Raw genomic sequence first — 16,277 nt, 5'->3', positions numbered from 1 at the left:
CGGCGTTGCTTCCACTGCCCGCCCACGGCATGGCCGGCATGGCCGGAGCGCCGTGTCGCTTCCAACAACTGGATTGCAGGCGGGCAGATTCCGGCCTACGGTTTTGCACATGGGTTCCCTGTGACAGTCTCCGTGCGACCGCGTTGAGCTTGGCTCCGCCGTCGCGCGTTCTCATCCGTGCTTCTGTTCCCCCGCGGTGTCGCCTGCTGTCCGGCATGCCGTGGAGTGTTCTGGCCTGCGCGGATGCGTCCAGCTGCCCGTTCCGATCGGCCTGGCCGAGAACAGGGGACTCTTCATGCTCACCGCACAGCTATCTCTTCAGAACGTTGCCCGCCGCTACGACGACCATGTCGTGCTGGACGACGTGTCTTTCAGCCTCAAGCCTGGCGAGAAGGCCGGGATCATCGGCGACAACGGAGCCGGGAAGTCCACCCTGCTGCGACCGATCGCCGGACACGACCGGCCGGACGACGGCGAGCTGACCGTGATCGCGCCGGGCGGCTCGGGTTATCTCGCCCAGTCGTTGGCATTGCCGCCGGAGGCCAGCGTTCAGGACGCGGTGGACGACGCTCTTGCCGATCTGCGCAGTCTCGAGGGGCGCATGCGTCGGGCCGAAGCCGGGCTCCAGGGCTTGGTAGGGGTGGAGCTCACCGCGGCGCTGGACGCCTACGCCCAGCTGGTCGTCCAGTTCGAGGCGCGCGACGGTTATGGGGCGGATGCCCGGGTGGACGTCGCTCTGCACGGACTCGGCCTGCCAAGTCTGCCCCGGGACAGGACGCTGGGCACGCTGTCGGGTGGTGAGCGGTCGCGGCTGGCGCTGGCCGCGGTCCTGGCGTCCCAGCCGGAGCTGTTGCTGCTGGACGAGCCGACCAACGATCTGGACGACCAGGCGGTGCGCTGGCTGGAGGCCCACCTGCGGGGGCATCGTGGCACGGTGCTCGCGGTCACCCATGACCGGGTGTTCCTGGAGCGTGTCACCACGACGATCCTGGAGGTCGACGAGGGCAGGGTGGCGCGTTACGGCGACGGCTACGACGGCTATCTCGCCGCGAAGGCCGCCGAGCGGCGGCGCCGGCTGCAGGAGTACGAGAACTGGCGCACGCAACTGGTCCGCAACCAGAAGCTGGCCGACACGCATGTGGCACGGCTGGGAGCGATCCCGCGCAAGGTGCCGTTCGCCGTGTTCGGCCACGGCGCCTTCCGGACCCGTAGCCGCGGACACGGGGCGATGAGCCGTATCCGCAACGCGAAGGAGCGAGTCGAGCGGCTGACGAACAGCCCCGTCGCACCGCCGCCCGATCCGCTGGTGTTCGCCGCCCACTTGAGCACCGTCGACGGGCGGACGCAGAAGGCGGCAGCGGCCCTCACCGGCATCCGTGTCGGGGAACGTCTGCATGTGCCTTCGCTGCGGATCGGCGGCGAGGAGCGGCTGCTGGTCACCGGGCCCAACGGAGCCGGCAAGACGACGCTGATGCGGGTGTTGGCCGGTGAACTGCAGCCCGAGGAGGGGACGGTACGCACGCGTGGCCGGGTCGGTCACTTGAGGCAGGAGGAGACATCGTGGCCGCCCGGCCTGACGGTGCCGCAGGCGTTCGCCCACGGGCGCGGCGGAGACCTGGACGAGCACACCGACCACCTCCTGTCGCTCGGCCTGTTCAGCCCCGCGGACCTGTGCCTGAAAGTGAGCGAGTTGTCTTACGGACAACGACGCCGTATCGAGCTGGCCCGCCTGGTGAGCGAGCCCGTCGATCTGCTGTTGCTGGACGAGCCCACCAACCATCTCTCCCCGGCCCTGGTCGAGGAACTTGAAGGGGCTTTGAGTGGCTACGAGGGCGCCGTCGTCATCATCACCCACGACCGCCGCATGCGAACCCGCTTCACCGGCACCCGCCTGGAGCTGAAGGCCGGCCACGTCTCACAGCCACCTGGCCCGGGTGGCGCTGCGAGCGAGGAGGCTGCTCAGTAGGCCGTCCGTCTGCGCTTCCCTTTCGAAGCCGCCTCCCAGTCGCTCGTCGATTGGTGCGAGCCGGGCGGCGGCTTCGCACACGGCCGCGATGTCGCCCCGCCCGGCCCCACGCCACAGGACCACCGCCGGCCCCATCGCCCATGCCGTCGTCCGTCTCCAGGCGGTCATCGAGCGAGTCGAGGAAGCCCGTGTCCTGGGCGGTGGAGCGCAGCCTCCCCCTGGCCGCATCCCGACCCGCCCGCCGAACCGGTCACTGCGTGACGGACCCCGGGGGCAGGGGGCGGCGAACCTGGGGGCACCGCGCGGGACGGGCGGGTCCGCGCCGGAGGGTTCGGCGTCTTCATTGCCCGCCCCGGGCGGCTTGTCGAGCCCTGATGCGGCCGAGGCCCTACCCGGCCACCGCTTCCGCCGTTTCCCGCGGCGTGCGCGAGCCCTCCAGGGAGCCGGTGTCCCGGCGCCGCAGAACTGTGCGGGCGGACGGGATCAGCAGGGCCGTCAGAGCGGCGGCGAGGCAGAGCACCGTCAGGAGAGCGAAGCCGTGGGTGTAGCCGGACTCCTGGGGCAGTCCCGTCGGCTGGAGATGGGCCGTGACCAGGAGGCCGGTGACCGCGGCGCCCAGCGAGCCACCGATCGTGCGGATGTTGGCGTTCATACCCGTCGCCGCACCGGTCTGGGTGGCCGGGACGCTGTGCACGATGAGCGTCGCCATCGACGCGAACGCCAGCCCGATACCCAGGCCGAAGATGCCTGCGGCGAGAGCGACCTGCCAGGCCTGCGCATGCAGGACGGTGAGCAGCCCACCGGCCGCCGCCGCGAGCGCGGAGCCGGTGACGAGCTGGGCCTTGGCACTGAACACCGGAGCGAGGCGCCCGCTGAGCACCCCGGAGAAGAACATCGCGACCAGCATCGGCAGCATGAGCAGACCGGCCCCGGTGACGCCCGCCCCGAACCCGTACCCGGCGACGGCCGGGGTCTGTGTGAAGGCCGGCAGGAACGACCACAGGGCGAACATGCCCGCGCCGAAGAGCAGTGCGACCGTGTTGGTCGTCCACACCGCGGGCAGCCGCATGATCCGCAGGTCGATCAACGGATGTGCGGCCCGGGCCTCGGCGATCAGCCACAGGGCGAACAGGACTACGGCGGCGGCGAGCAGGCCCAGGACCCGGGCCGATCCCCATCCCCAGGAGCCCGCCTGGCTCAGCGGCAGCAGCAGTGCCACCAGCCATGCCGACAGCAGGCCGGCGCCGAGCCAGTGGACGCTGCCCTCGGCCCGCCGGGGCGATTCGGGTATGTGCCGGACGGCAAGTACGACCGTCACAGCGACGACGATGACCGGCAGCCAGAACAGCCAGTGGTAGTCGAGCGCTGCCACGGTGGGCCCCGCCAGAACCATGCCGAGGCCGCTGCCGGCCGCGATGACCGCGGAGAGGTTGCTGATGGCGGAGCCGACCCGTGACGCGTCGAACTCGTCACGGATGATGCCGAAGGAGAGCGGGAACAGGGCGCCGCCCATGCCCTGGACGACACGCGCCACGATCAGGACGCCGATGTTCGGTGCGAGCGCGGCGAGCAGGCAGCCCGCGAGGACGGTCAGCAGCGCGGCGACCAGGGTGCGCTTCTTGCCCAGCAGGTCGCCGACGCGACCCAGGATCGGGGTGAAGACCGAGGCGGACAGCAGGTAGGCCGTCATCACCCAGGTCACCGTCGTCTGCGAGGTGTGCATCGCGTGCTGGACGGTGGGGAGGGCAGGCGCGATCAGCGACTGCAGGAGCGAGAACACCCCCGAGCCGGCCGCGAGGACGGCGAAGGTGGTGCGGTGCGAGGACCGCCGGCGAGATGGTACGGACACAGTCAGCTTCTTCCTCAGGCATGCGGGCAGGCCGTTTTCACGCAAGGGGCGCGGCGAGAGGCCGCTCGCTCCGACAGGGGAAACGGGTGCCCGCGCCGATGGGGGACGCGGGGGTGCCAGGAGGCACGATGAGGAGCGCGGCGTCACTGCCGCGTCGGGGAGGATGGAGGGTCCGAGGCAGGGCACGGCGAGTGCCGCCGCCCGCCCACTGCTAAAGTGGAGGTACGCCTCCACATTAACGGAGGCTTGCCTCCGGTTCAAGTCAGGAGTCCCCCGTGGCGCACACCCCGGTGAACGAGATCGTCGCGGCCCGGCGCCCTCGCCGCGCCGACGCGCGACGCAATTACGACGCGCTGCTGCTCGCCGCCCGCGAGGCCTTCGCCGCGCATGGCGCCGACGCCTCACTCGAAGACATCGCGCGCCGCGCAGGTGTCGGCATCGGCACGCTGTACCGCAACTTCCCTTCCCGCACCGAACTCTTCGAAGCCGTCTACGCGGACGAGGTCGACGCACTGTGCCGGGTCGCCGAAGAAGTCGCCGAAGAGCCCCCCTGGCAAGCACTCACCACATGGCTGCGCCGCTTCGTCGACTACATGGCGACCAAACGCGCGATCCGCGAGGCGATGGACACACAGTCGGCCGTGTTCACCTCCTGCCGCGCCTCCATGTACGAAGCAGGCGCCCCCCTCCTCGCCCGCGCCCAGACAGCCGGCGAGGTCCGCACCGACATGACCTTCGACGACCTGATCCGCATGGTCGCCGGAATCACCGGAGCGACCTACCCCGAGCCGGGCCAACGCGACCACATCCTCAAGATCGCCCTGGACGGCGTCCGCACCCATCGGACCTGACAGGACTCCAAAGCCCGCACCTGCCCCGGTCGAGCACCGGCCCCACCGCCACAGGGCCGTGAACGCGCGCCCCACCTCGTTCACTGTCGAGGCAGGGGCAGACCGTCGTGATGCGCACGGACCTGCGGTCACGCAGGGGAATGGGACCGGGCGGCACAGAGACCGCACTCCCATCGGGGCATCGCGCTCGACCGGCGGACACGGCGCCGGTGAACGCCCACCCGCGGGATGTCTCCGCGACGCCCATGTCATCGCCGCCCTGGACCGACCGGCCCCGCGGAGCCCTGTTCCGACCAGCCCCTCACCGGGCGGCACACGGCCCACTCACCGCCGCCGCACTCCCCCGGCGAGTCCGCACGCCGGTACTCGCCGAGACCGATACAGGCGGCACGAACTCGAACGCCACGGACGACAGCGGAGGTTGGCCCACCTCGCGGCCGACACCGTTCATCTCCCGTGAGAGCGCCGCCCAGTTCCGCGGCGGCCGACGCGTCCGCCGACGCCGGCCAGCCGGGCCGGAAGAACGTGGAGGCGGATGATGGCCTCGCTTCGACCGTGAGTTGATGACCGATCACCCCTCGATCGGTGGATTGTATTCAGTATACTTGCGACCGGCCGTACACTCGCATCGCGCCATCCGGAGGAGCCATGACAGTCCCGCACCCCGAACTGCTCACGCACATGACCATCCACGCGCCCGACGGCATCGTCATCGTCGACAGCGAGGGGCTCATCCTGTTCTGGAACAGCGGCTCGGAGCGGATCTTCGGGTGGAAGGAGAGCGAGGCACTCGGACAGAGTCTCGACCTGATCATCCCCGAGCGGCACCGGCGCCCGCACTGGGACGGCTTCAACGCGGCGATGGCCAAGGGCACCACCCGCTACGGTGCGAGCGACCTGCTGACCGTGCCCGCGCTCAAGGCCGACGGGTCGAGCCTGTCGATCGAGTTCAGCGTGTGCCTCCTGCCGGATCCGCAGGGCGGCGCCGGACATGTCGGCGCGGTCATCCGTGATGTCACCGCGCGCCGCGCCCAGGAGAAGGAGTTGCGCCGCCGCCTCGCCGACGCGAACGTTCGCGCCACGACCGGGTGAAACACGAGGCATCGCGAGGAGGGCAGGGAACCGCCGGTTCCCTGCCCTCCTCGCTGTTCCGTGTCCGCATACGCGGGTGTCCCGCACGCTGGTCGCGCGCGGGACACCCTGCCGTCCCCCGGTCACCGGGCTGACCCGGCATCAGGCGACGACGGAGACCTCGCGCAGCTTACGGATGGCGGCCTCGTCGTAGCCCAGGTCCGCGAGGACCTCGTCGGTGTGCTCGCCGAGCAGCGGCGCACCCTTGATGTCCGGCTTGAACCCGGAGAACTTCACCGGGCTGCCCACCGTCAGGTACGTGCCGCGCTCCTTCTGCTCCACCTCGACGATGGTGCCGCTCTTGCGCATGTCGGGGTCCTCGGCGAGCTCCTTCATCGACAGGACCGGGGCGCACGGCACCTCCCACTTGCGCAGGATGTCGACGGCCTCGTACTTCGTCTTGCCGGCGAGCCACTTCTCGATCTCGCCGAAGATCTCCATGATGTGCGGCTGGCGCGCCCGGGCGGTGCTGTACTCCGGGTCCTCCTTCCACTCCGGGTGGCCGATGACCTCGCAGGTACGAGCCCAGTTCTGCTCCTGGACCGTGAAGTAGATGTACGCGTTGGGGTCGGTCTCCCAGCCCTTGCACTTCAGGATCCATCCGGGCTGGCCACCGCCGCCCGCGTTGCCGCCGCGCGGCACGGCCTCACCGAACTCGCCGTGCGGGTACTGCGGGTACTCCTCCAGGTAGCCGACCCTCTCCAGTCGCTGCTGGTCCCGGAGCTTGACGCGGGTGAGGTTGAGGACGGCGTCCTGCATGGAGACCGAGACCTTCTGGCCGAGCCCCGTCTGGTCGCGCTGGATGATCGCCGTGAGCAGGCCGATCATGAGGTGCATGCCGGTGTTGGAGTCACCCAGCGCGGAGCCGGAGATGGTGGGCGGGCCGTCCCAGAAACCGGTGATGGAGGCGGCGCCGCCGGCGGCCTGGGCGACATTCTCGTAGACCTTGAGGTCGTTCCACTTCGAATCGTCGTTGAAGCCCTTGACCGAGCCGAAGATGAGGCGCGGGTTCAGCTCGTGGATGTGGTCCCAGCCGAGACCCATGCGGTCCATGGCGCCGGGCGCGAAGTTCTCGACGAGGATGTCCGACTCACGGATCAGCTTCTCCATGACCTCCTTGCCCTCGGGCGTCTTGGTGTTGATCGCCAGCGAGCGCTTGTTGGAGTTGAGCATGGTGAAGTACAGGGCGTCGAGATCGGGGATGTCCCTGAGCTGCTGGCGGGTCACGTCGCCGCCGTTGGTGCGCTCGACCTTGATGACGTCGGCGCCGAACCAGGCGAGCATCTGCGTACAGGCGGGGCCGGCCTGGACCCCGGTGAAGTCGATCACCTTGAGGCCTGCGAGCGGCTGGTCACTCATGTCTGAGTCCTTTTTGTGATGGGTTGCGCGGCGAACGGAGGTCGTGCTTGCTGATGTCGAGAGGTGGTTTGCCAGGTGTGGTGTGCGGGTCACTTCTTCTTCGGCACGATGTTGCCGACGGTGATGCCCTTGGGGTTGAGGTGCGAGATGTGACCGCTCTCCGTGCCCGCGCCAGGGTCGATGGCGCAGTCGATGAGGGCGGGGCCGCCCGCGGCGAGCGACTCGGTGAGGGCTGCGGTGACCTCGGCCGGGGTGGTGGCGCGGTAGCCCTTGCCGCCGAACGCCTCGATCATGAGGTCGTGCCGGGCGGACAGCATCAAGGTGGTGGGCGACGGGGCGTCGTCGAGCGGGTTGACGTCGTTGCCGCGGTACACACCGCCGTTGTTCATGATCACGGTGGTGACGGGGAGCCGGTACCGGCAGATCGTCTCCAGTTCCATGCCGCTGAACCCGAAGGCGCTGTCGCCCTCGACGGCGATCACCGGCTGGCCGGTCTCCACGGCGGCGGCGATCGCGTAGCCCATGCCGATCCCCATCACACCCCAGGTGCCGACGTCCAGGCGGTGGCGCGGGACGTGCATGTCGATGACGTTGCGCGCCATGTCGAGGGCGTTGGCACCCTCGTTGACGAGGTACGCGTGCTGGTTGTCGTGCAGCACGTCGCGCACGGCGCGCAGCGCGCCCATGAACTGCATCGGGTGCGGGTCGGCCGCCAGACGCCCGGCCATCTTCTCGACGTTCTGCGCGGAGCGCGCCGCGAGCTCCTCGCGCCAGGCGGCGGGCGCGGAGATCTGCCCCGGCTTGGTTCGCTCCGCCAGCACCTCGAGCACGGATTCGACGTCGCCGACGAGCGGCGCAGCGATCGGCTGGTTGCTGTCCAGCTCCCTGGGCTCGATGTCGACCTGGATGAACTTCGCGTCGGGGTTCCACTGCGGCGCCTCACCGTGCCCCAGCAGCCAGTTGAGGCGGGCTCCGACGAGCATCACGACGTCGGCCTTGCGCAGCGCCAGGGAGCGGGCGGTCGCCACCGACTGCGGGTGGTCGTCGGGCAGCAGGCCCTTGGCCATCGACATCGGTACGTACGGGATGCCCGTCGACTCGACGAACTCCCGGATCCTGGCGTCGGCCTGGGCGTAGGCGGCGCCCTTGCCGAGCACCACCAGTGGCCGTTCGGCGCCGGCGAGGAGTTCGATGGCACGGTCCACCGCCGAGGGCGCGGGCAGCTGGCGTGGGGCCGGGTCGACCAGCCGGCTGAGGGTCTTGGCGCCCTCCGCCTTGTCCATGATGGAGCCGAGCACGGCAGCCGGGATGTCGAGGTAGACGCCCCCCGGCCGGCCGGAGACGGCGGTGCGCAGCGCACGGGCGATCCCCCGGCCGATGTCCTCGACCCGGCTGACGCGGTACGCGGCCTTGCAGAACGGCTGCGCGGCGGCGAGCTGGTCCATCTCCTCGTAGTCGCCCTGCTTGAGGTCGACGAGGTGGCGCTCGCTGGACCCCGATATCTGCACCATCGGGAAGCAGTTGGTGGTGGCGTTGGCCAGGCCGACGAGTCCGTTGAGGAACCCCGGCGCGGACACCGTGAGAGCGATGCCCGGCTTCTTGGTGAGGTAGCCGGCCGCGGCCGCGGCGTGGGCCGCGTTGCTCTCGTGGCGGAAGCCGATGTAGCGGATACCCTCGGCCTGGGCGAGCCGGGCCAGATCCGTGATCGGGATGCCGACCACGCCGTAGATGGTCTCGACGTCGTTCAGCTTCAGAGCGTCGACCACCAGGTGATACCCGTCGGTGAGCTCGGCCGGTGCGTCGGCGTTCGCCGCTGTCTCCTGTGGTGAGGGGGCGGTCATGGTCCGAGGTCCTCCTTGGGCAAGTGATGCTGTGCGGCTTGTGGGTCCACCTTCTGCACCGAACCCTCGTCCCGTCCAAGACCTGACGGCGACCAGCCGATAACCAGCGTTTATCAACGGCTGGAATCGACCGCAGCACCTGCGGTGATAGTCGGCCGCTATCGGCCGTTCGCGGTTGTGCATTGGACGGTCGCGGGCCGTGGCCCGCAGGCTCGCACTCGACCGTTTCAGCTGTGTCGGTTGTTCGCCTCAACTGGCTCGAGGAGGTGGGGTGATGACCACAGTGGCCACAGCGTCCGTGCAGGAACCGGACCGCTACCGCCCGCCCGCGCTCACCGGTCTCGTCGATCTGCTGTCCCGGCCCGTGCGGGCACGTCCGCACTCGCGGGCCCTCGTCGTCGGTGCGGAGCGCGTCGAGCTGTCGTACGCCGGCCTCGCCTCGCTCGCCGATGACTTGGCCCGCCGGCTGACGGCCGCCGGGGTGCGGCCCGGGGACCCGGTGGGACTGGTCGCAGCGAACACCGCCGAGTTCGTCGTGTCTCTACTGGGTGCGGCCCGGGCGGGCGCGGTCGTCGCCCCGCTGGATCCGTCCCTGCCTCCCGATCAGCTGGGCGCGCGGCTGGGGGTGTTCGGGGCGCGGGTGGTGCTGTGCGGGCCCGAGGCCACCGCGGGCGTACCGGCCGCGTGGCCCGTGCGGGTACGGGTCACACCGGGCTCCCCCTGTGCGGTCACGCTCGACACGACGCGCGCGCCGCTCGGGCTGTACGGAACACGCACGCCGGGCCTCGCCGTGGACGATGCCCTGATCCTGTCGACGGCGGGCACGATGGACCGGGCCCGCCTGGTGCCGCTGACCCACGCGAACGTGGCCGCGGCGGTACGTGTGGTGTGCGCGACGTACGAACTGGGGCCGCAGGACGCGACGGTGGCGGTCATGCCGCTCTTCCACACGCACGGGCTGATCGCGGCGTTGCTCGCCACGCTCGCCGGCGGCGGCTGCGTGCTGCTCCCGGCCGGGGGGCGCTTCTCGGCCGACACGTTCTGGGACGACATGCGCGCGGTGGGTGCCACCTGGTTCACCGCGGTGCCCGCCATCCACGAGACCCTCCTCGCCCGTTCGGCCGGCGACCATCCCGCGCCAATGGCACCGCCCCTGCGCTTCGCCCGCAGTTCCAGCGCTCCGCTCAACACCGCTACCCAGCGGGCCCTGGAGCGCACCCTCGGGGTGCCGCTGCTGTCGGCCTACGGCATGACGGAGGCCGCCCATCAGGCGAGCAGTGAATCACTGCCGCCGCCCGGTACGTCCAAGCACGGCTCGGTCGGCCGTCCGACCGGGACTCGGATCCAGGTCGTCGACCCGTCGGGGCAGGCGTGCCCGCCCGGTGTGCAGGGCGAGGTCTGGGTTCGCGGCCCCGGCGTGGCCAGGGGCTATCTCGCCGATTCTGCTGCGACGGTGCAAGGTTTCGGCGGGGGCTGGCTGCGCACCGGGGACCTTGGGCATCTGGACGCCGACGGCGCCCTGTTCCTCACCGGCCGGATCAGGAACCTGATCATCCGGGCGGGCGACCAGGTCTCCCCCGAGTACGTCGAGGACGTGCTGTGCGGTTGTCCCGCCGTCGCCGAGGCAGCCGTGTTCGGGGTGCCGGACGAGCGGCACGGGTATCGGGTGGGCGCGGCGGTGGTGCTGCGCGAGGAGGAGGACGTGGAGCCCGCGGAGATCGTCAGGTACTGCCTGGACCGGCTGGCCCCCTTCGAGGTGCCCGAGCGGATCCAGGTCGTCCCGGCGCTGCCGCACACCGCCAAGGGAGCGCTGGACCGGCAGGCGGTCCAGCTGCGTTTCGCCCGGTGACGCTCGGGCCGGGTGAGCCGGGTGAGCCGGCTGGATCCACCTCGGCTCAGCGGACCAGGGGTTCGGGCACGGGCAGCGGCCGGTCGAAGAACTCGTCCAGGCGAAGTGAGGCCGCCGCCGTGATGAACGCGCGGGCCGCCAGCGAACCCGGCGTCGCGTCGTGGATCGCGACCGAGATGAGCGCCCGCGCGTCCGGCTCGACAAGCCGCAGCACGCGCATCCGGCCGGTGACCGGCAGGGCTCGCAGCCAGGTGTGCGGCACGATGCTGGTGCAGGCGCCCGCGCCCACGTTCGCGTACAGGGTGGCCACGGAGTCGGTCTCCACCTGTGGGATGACGGTGACTCCGCTGCGGGTGAACGCTGCGTCGATGACCTGACGTATCCGCATGTCGGGGGTGAGCAGCGCGAGCGGCAGCTGGGACGCCTCGGCCCAGGTCAGGGTGTCGGACTGGGGCAGCAGCTGATCGGCCGCGGCGAGCAGCATGTACCGCTCCTCGTAAAGCGGCGTCACCTGCAGTCCGTCCCGGTCCTCGGGGCCGAAGTGGGCGATGGCCGCATCGAGTTCGAAGGCGCGGAGCTGCCGGATGAGTTCCGTGGTGGACAGGCGGGACCGCACCTGGACCTTGGCCAGCGGGTGCGCCGTGCAGAACGCCGTCACCGGCAGCGCGAGCGTCGTCGAGGCCGTGGGCTCCGCGCCCAGCCGCAGTGTCCCGGTGATGCCCGACTGGACCGCGGCCACCTCGGCCTTGAAGGCCTCCTGCTCGGCGAGGATCCTCTTGGCCCAGACGACCAGACGCTCCCCTTCGGGCGTCAGGCCCTGATAGTTGTGGCCGCGATTGATCAGTGTGACGTTGAGCTCGCGCTCCAGTTTGGCGATCGACACGGACAGTGCGGGCTGTGAGACGAAGCAGGCGTCCGCGGCCCGCGCGAAGTGCTTCTCGCGGGCCACCGCCACGAAGTACTCCAGCTGACGGAAGAGCATGCTCGCCTCCTGCTTCGTCCCGCGCACTCCATACGTCCCCGCCCCGACCAGGTCGAACACGCCTGCGGTGGCTGCGCTGCCCGAGCTTACCCGGCGGCCCGGGCGGCGCCTCGCCCACACCGAAGGCCCGGCTCCCCGTCGTTGCGGGAGCCGGGCCGGTTCTCATCCCGTGCCGGTGTGGCGCGCCAGCAGGTCCGTGGCCGCGTGCACCGCTCGGAGCCTGGGTGCCTCGGCACCCGTGATGTCGGCCATCTCCACCACCGCGGTGACGATGGCGTCGAGTTCCAACTGCTTGCCCGCCTCGAGGTCCTGGAGCATCGACGTCTTGTGGTTGCCGACCCCCTCCGCACCCCGCAGCCGCTTCTCGATGGAGATGTCCGGTGTGCTGCCGACCCGGGATGCGATGTCCAGCGTCTCCTCCATGAGCTGGGCCACCAGGCGTCGCGTAGGCGGATGTCGGCAGATCTCGACCATCGTGGCCCGGGTGAGCGCGCTGATCGGGTTGAAGGCGACGTTGCCCATCAGTTTGATCCAGATGTCGTCCCGCAGGTTCGGCTCCACGGGGCACTTCAGTCCACCCGCGATCATCGCCTCGCTCAGCGCGGTGCACCGCGCCGAGATCCCGCCACCGGGTTCACCGATGGAGAAGCGGGTGCCTTCGAGGTGGCGGATCACGCCGGGGGCCTCGATGACGGTGGCGGGGTAGACCACGCAGCCCACGGCCCGCTCCGGTGCGAGGACCTTGCTGGTCGCACCGCCAGGGTCCACCGCCTCGATCCGACGACCCTCGTAGGGGCCGGCGAGCCGGTGGAAGTACCACCACGGGATGCCGTTCTGCCCGGCGACGACGGCGGTGTGCGCGCCGAGGAGCGGTTCGATCAGCGGGCCGCTGGACGCATAGGAGTGTGCCTTCAGCCCGAGGAACACGAAGTCCACGGGTCCGATCTCGGCGGGGTTGTCGGTGGCGTGCGGGTGGGCGACGAAGTCCCCGCGCGGGCTGATGACGCTGACGCCGCGCTCGCGAATGGCCTGCAGGTGCGGACCACGGGCGATCAGGTGGACATCGGCACCACCCCGGTGCAGGGCCGCTCCTACGAATGCTCCGATCGCGCCGGCTCCGAGGACAGCAATCTTCACGGCATCTCCTCTCGTGAGGAAGGTGAGGGTGTGATTGGATACTGTATGCAGTTCGTCGGTCCGATGTATACCCATCGAACCCGAACTGACACGGCCCTGATGCCCCCGACCACCCGCCCGGATTCACCCTGGCGTCGAGCGAACGGCGCACAATATGCTGCGCGCCTCCTGTCCGGTGCCCCGCTTCCTCCGCTCCTGACGCCCGCCGCGCACCGACGGACCCGCAAGGCCACTGAGAGAAGGAGAGCAATGTCTGCGCCACCACCACAACGCATAGGCGTCGTCGCCGAGTCGACCTCCGGGGAGACCAGAGTGGCGGCCACGCCGGACACCGTCCGCCGCCTGATCGGCCTCGGCTACGAGATCGTCGTCGAGACCGGCGCCGGAGAGGCATCGGGCTTCTCCGACGCGTCGTACGTCGAGGCAGGCGCTCGCCTCGACGACGCATGGCGCGCCGATGTCGTTCTCAAGGTCAACACGCCGTCCCACGACGAGGTGCGACGGCTGCGGGACGGGGCGACGATCGTCGGCCTGCTCGCCCCCGCCCAACACCCCGAACTCCTCACCCGGCTCGCGAGCAAGCATCTGACCGCGCTGTCCATGGACGCCGTGCCCCGCATCTCGCGGGCCCAGTCCCTGGACGTGCTCAGTTCGATGGCCAACATCGCCGGCTACCGGGCGGTCATCGAAGCCGCCCACGCCTTCGGACGATTCTTCACCGGACAGGTCACCGCGGCAGGCAAAGTGCCTCCCGCCAAGGTGCTGGTGGCCGGCGCCGGAGTGGCCGGCCTCGCGGCCATCGGCGCCGCGGGGAGCCTCGGCGCGGTGGTCCGGGCCACCGACCCACGCAGCGAGGTCGCCGACCAAGTACGGTCACTGGGCGGCGAGTTCCTGCCCGTCGAGGTCGAACAGGAGTCGGCGGGCGACGGATACGCCCGAGCCACCTCCGAGGCGTACGACCTGCGGGCCGCCGAGATCTACTCCGAGCAGGCCAGGGATGTCGACATCATCATCACGACGGCCCTGATCCCGGGCCGCCCGGCGCCACGGCTGATCACGGCCGATCAGGTGGCCTCGATGAAACCGGGCAGCGTCATCGTCGACATGGCGGCGGCGCAGGGCGGGAACGTCGAAGGGACGGTGAGCGATCGGGCTGTCGTCACCGAGAACGGCGTCACCATCATCGGCTACACCGACCTCGCGGGCCGACTGCCCGCCCAGGCCTCACAGCTGTACGGCACGAACCTGGTCAACCTGCTGAAGCTGCTCACCCCGGGCCGGGACGGGCAGCTGACCCTCGACCTCGAGGACGTCGTACAGCGGACGGTGACCGTGGTGCGCGATGGCGAGACGCTGTGGCCGCCGCCCCCCGTCGCGGTCTCGGCAGCACCCGCGAAGGCCCCGGCCCCGTCGGTGTCAGCGGTCGATCCGGCGCCGCCGCGGCGTCTGTCACCCGCGGGCCGCTACGGACTGATCGGGCTCGGGATGCTCGCCCTGTTCGCACTCATCGCCATCTCGCCCGCCCAGCTCGCCGCCAACTTCACGGTGTTCGCGCTTGCCGTCGTCATCGGCTACTACGTGATCGGCAAGGTCCACCACGCGCTGCACACCCCGCTGATGTCGGTGACCAACGCGATCTCAGGGATCGTGGTGGTCGGGGCGCTGCTCCAGATCGGCCACCCGCCCCTGGCCATCAGCGTGTTGGCCTTCCTGGCCATCTTGCTCACCACCGTGAACATCTTCGGTGGGTTCGCCGTCACCCGTCGCATGCTCGGCATGTTCTCGAAAGGCGAGGTTCGATGAACGCATCCACAGCGGCCCAGGCCGCCGACATCGTCGCCGCGCTGTTGTTCGTCTTCAGCCTCGCGGGACTCTCCCGGCACCACACCGCCCGTGCGGGGGTGGCCTACGGCGTCGCGGGCATGGCGCTCGCGCTCGTCGCCACCGTCGTCGTCGCCGGGCGCTCCGTCTCCGGCGAGTCGATCGCGCTGATCGCCGTCGCGGGCACGATCGGTGGCGCGATCGGCCTGTGGCAGGCCCGCCGGGTCGAGATGACCCAGATGCCCGAGCTGATCGCCGTGCTGCACAGCCTCGTCGGGCTCGCCGCCGTACTGATCGGCTGGAACAGCTACTTGGAGGTCGAGGCACAGCGCCCGGGCGCCACCGAGCTGGCCGGGTCGCTGCTACGGATCCATCACGCCGAGGTGTTCATCGGCATCTTCATCGGCGCGGTCACCTTCACAGGTTCCGTGATCGCGTTCCTGAAGCTGTCGGCGCGCATCAAGTCCCGGCCGCTGACCCTGCCCGGGAAGAACCTGCTCAACGTCGGCGCCCTGATCGCGTTCGTGGCCCTGACCGTCTGGTTCACCGTCAGCCCGAGCCTCGCCCTGATGATCGCCGTCACCGTGCTCGCGCTCGTCCTGGGGTGGCATCTGGTCGCCTCCATCGGCGGCGGTGACATGCCCGTGGTGGTCTCGATGCTCAACAGCTACTCGGGCTGGGCCGCCGCAGCGGCCGGCTTCCTGCTGGACAACAACCTGCTCATCGTGACCGGGGCGCTGGTCGGCTCCTCCGGCGCCTACCTGTCGTACATCATGTGCCGGGCGATGAACCGGTCCTTCCTCTCCGTCATCGCGGGTGGCTTCGGCGTCGAGGCCGCACCCAGCGGCGAGCAGGAGCAGGGCGAGCACCGGGAGATCAGCGCCGAGGACACCGCCGGCGTGCTGGCGGGCGCCACGCAGGTGATCATCACGCCGGGATACGGCATGGCGGTCGCCCAGGCGCAGCACCCGGTGGCGGAGCTGACGCGCCGTCTGCGGGAGCGCGGCGTGACCGTGCGCTTCGGCGTGCATCCCGTGGCGGGGCGACTGCCGGGGCACATGAACGTACTCCTTGCCGAGGCCCGCGTACCGTACGACATCGTCCTGGAGATGGACGAGATCAACGACGACTTCGCCGGCACGTCGGTGGTTCTGGTCATCGGCGCCAACGACACCGTCAACCCGGCGGCGATGGACGATCCGGCCAGCCCCATCGCCGGGATGCCGGTGCTGCGGGTGTGGGAGGCGGAGCACGTGGTCGTGTTCAAGCGGTCCATGGCCTCCGGGTACGCAGGTGTGCAGAACCCGCTGTTCTTCCGGGAGAACAGCAGCATGCTCTTCGGTGACGCCAAGCAGAGTGTGGAAGCGATCCTGCGCGAACTGGCGGCGAGTGACCCGAACCCGGAAGCGGGACGCCGGCCGGCGGAACAGCCAGCACCTGCGTGACATACACAGATTGCATACAGAAGCCTATATGCTGTAGGTGATCCCT

The 16,277-nt window shown here is 70.2% G+C and carries 11 protein-coding genes; 6 read left to right on the top strand and 5 right to left on the bottom strand.

The window, feature by feature from the left end:
• Positions 1–295: 295 nt before the first annotated feature.
• Positions 296–1,966 carry a TlrC/CarA/OleB/SrmB family ABC-F type ribosomal protection protein gene (locus OG963_RS41280; protein ID WP_371800090.1) on the top strand — a complete coding sequence of 557 codons (1,671 nt, stop codon included), beginning with the start codon at positions 296–298 and terminating at the stop codon, positions 1,964–1,966.
• Between the two features lie 388 nt (positions 1,967–2,354).
• Here the strand turns inward: OG963_RS41280 and OG963_RS41275 are convergent, their stop codons facing one another.
• Positions 2,355–3,815: an MFS transporter gene (locus tag OG963_RS41275; protein ID WP_362277517.1), complete on the bottom strand. Its 1,461-nt coding sequence runs from the start codon at positions 3,813–3,815 to the stop codon at positions 2,355–2,357.
• Positions 3,816–4,090: 275 nt separating this feature from the next.
• Here OG963_RS41275 and OG963_RS41270 point away from each other — a divergent pair, with 275 nt between their 5' ends.
• Together OG963_RS41270 and OG963_RS41265 are read left to right on the top strand one after the other, a co-directional pair.
• Positions 4,091–4,666, top strand: coding sequence for a helix-turn-helix domain-containing protein (locus tag OG963_RS41270; RefSeq protein WP_319740406.1), 576 nt, complete (start codon positions 4,091–4,093; stop codon positions 4,664–4,666).
• Between the two features lie 648 nt (positions 4,667–5,314).
• Positions 5,315–5,758 (top strand): PAS domain-containing protein, encoded by a 444-nt coding sequence (locus OG963_RS41265; protein WP_371800089.1) that lies wholly within the window; start codon positions 5,315–5,317, stop codon positions 5,756–5,758.
• A 141-nt stretch (positions 5,759–5,899) separates the two neighbouring features.
• On the opposite strand, the gene frc is transcribed toward OG963_RS41265, so the two are convergent.
• Positions 5,900–7,156, bottom strand: coding sequence for a formyl-CoA transferase (gene frc / locus OG963_RS41260; RefSeq protein WP_030934744.1), 1,257 nt, complete (start codon positions 7,154–7,156; stop codon positions 5,900–5,902).
• A gap of 89 nt (positions 7,157–7,245) precedes the next feature.
• The gene (oxc, locus tag OG963_RS41255; RefSeq protein WP_030934747.1) at positions 7,246–8,997 is read right to left on the bottom strand and encodes an oxalyl-CoA decarboxylase; all 1,752 of its coding nucleotides are present in this window, start codon (positions 8,995–8,997) and stop codon (positions 7,246–7,248) included.
• A gap of 274 nt (positions 8,998–9,271) precedes the next feature.
• On the opposite strand from oxc, the gene OG963_RS41250 reads away from it, so the two are divergent.
• Positions 9,272–10,846, top strand: a complete 1,575-nt coding sequence (locus OG963_RS41250) for a FadD7 family fatty acid--CoA ligase (protein ID WP_319740404.1) — start codon at positions 9,272–9,274, stop codon at positions 10,844–10,846.
• Positions 10,847–10,892: 46 nt separating this feature from the next.
• Here OG963_RS41250 and OG963_RS41245 read toward each other — a convergent pair whose 3' ends face one another.
• Together OG963_RS41245 and OG963_RS41240 are read right to left on the bottom strand one after the other, a co-directional pair.
• On the bottom strand, positions 10,893–11,828 hold the full coding sequence (locus OG963_RS41245) for a LysR family transcriptional regulator (RefSeq protein WP_030934752.1): 936 nt from the start codon (positions 11,826–11,828) through the stop codon (positions 10,893–10,895).
• Between the two features lie 162 nt (positions 11,829–11,990).
• Complete coding sequence (locus OG963_RS41240) at positions 11,991–12,965, bottom strand: 2-dehydropantoate 2-reductase (protein WP_319740403.1); 975 nt, start codon at positions 12,963–12,965, stop codon at positions 11,991–11,993.
• Positions 12,966–13,214: 249 nt separating this feature from the next.
• Here OG963_RS41240 and OG963_RS41235 point away from each other — a divergent pair, with 249 nt between their 5' ends.
• Together OG963_RS41235 and pntB are read left to right on the top strand one after the other, a co-directional pair.
• Complete coding sequence (locus OG963_RS41235; protein WP_319740402.1) at positions 13,215–14,768, top strand: Re/Si-specific NAD(P)(+) transhydrogenase subunit alpha; 1,554 nt, start codon at positions 13,215–13,217, stop codon at positions 14,766–14,768.
• The gene (pntB, locus tag OG963_RS41230) at positions 14,765–16,231 is read left to right on the top strand and encodes a Re/Si-specific NAD(P)(+) transhydrogenase subunit beta (protein WP_030934761.1); all 1,467 of its coding nucleotides are present in this window, start codon (positions 14,765–14,767) and stop codon (positions 16,229–16,231) included. The genes OG963_RS41235 and pntB overlap by 4 nt, the downstream gene beginning before the upstream one ends.
• Positions 16,232–16,277 lie beyond the last annotated feature (46 nt).

This window comes from Streptomyces sp. NBC_01707, assembly GCF_041438805.1.
Lineage (GTDB): Bacteria > Actinomycetota > Actinomycetes > Streptomycetales > Streptomycetaceae > Streptomyces.
This window is presented reverse-complemented; position numbering and strand designations above follow the sequence as displayed.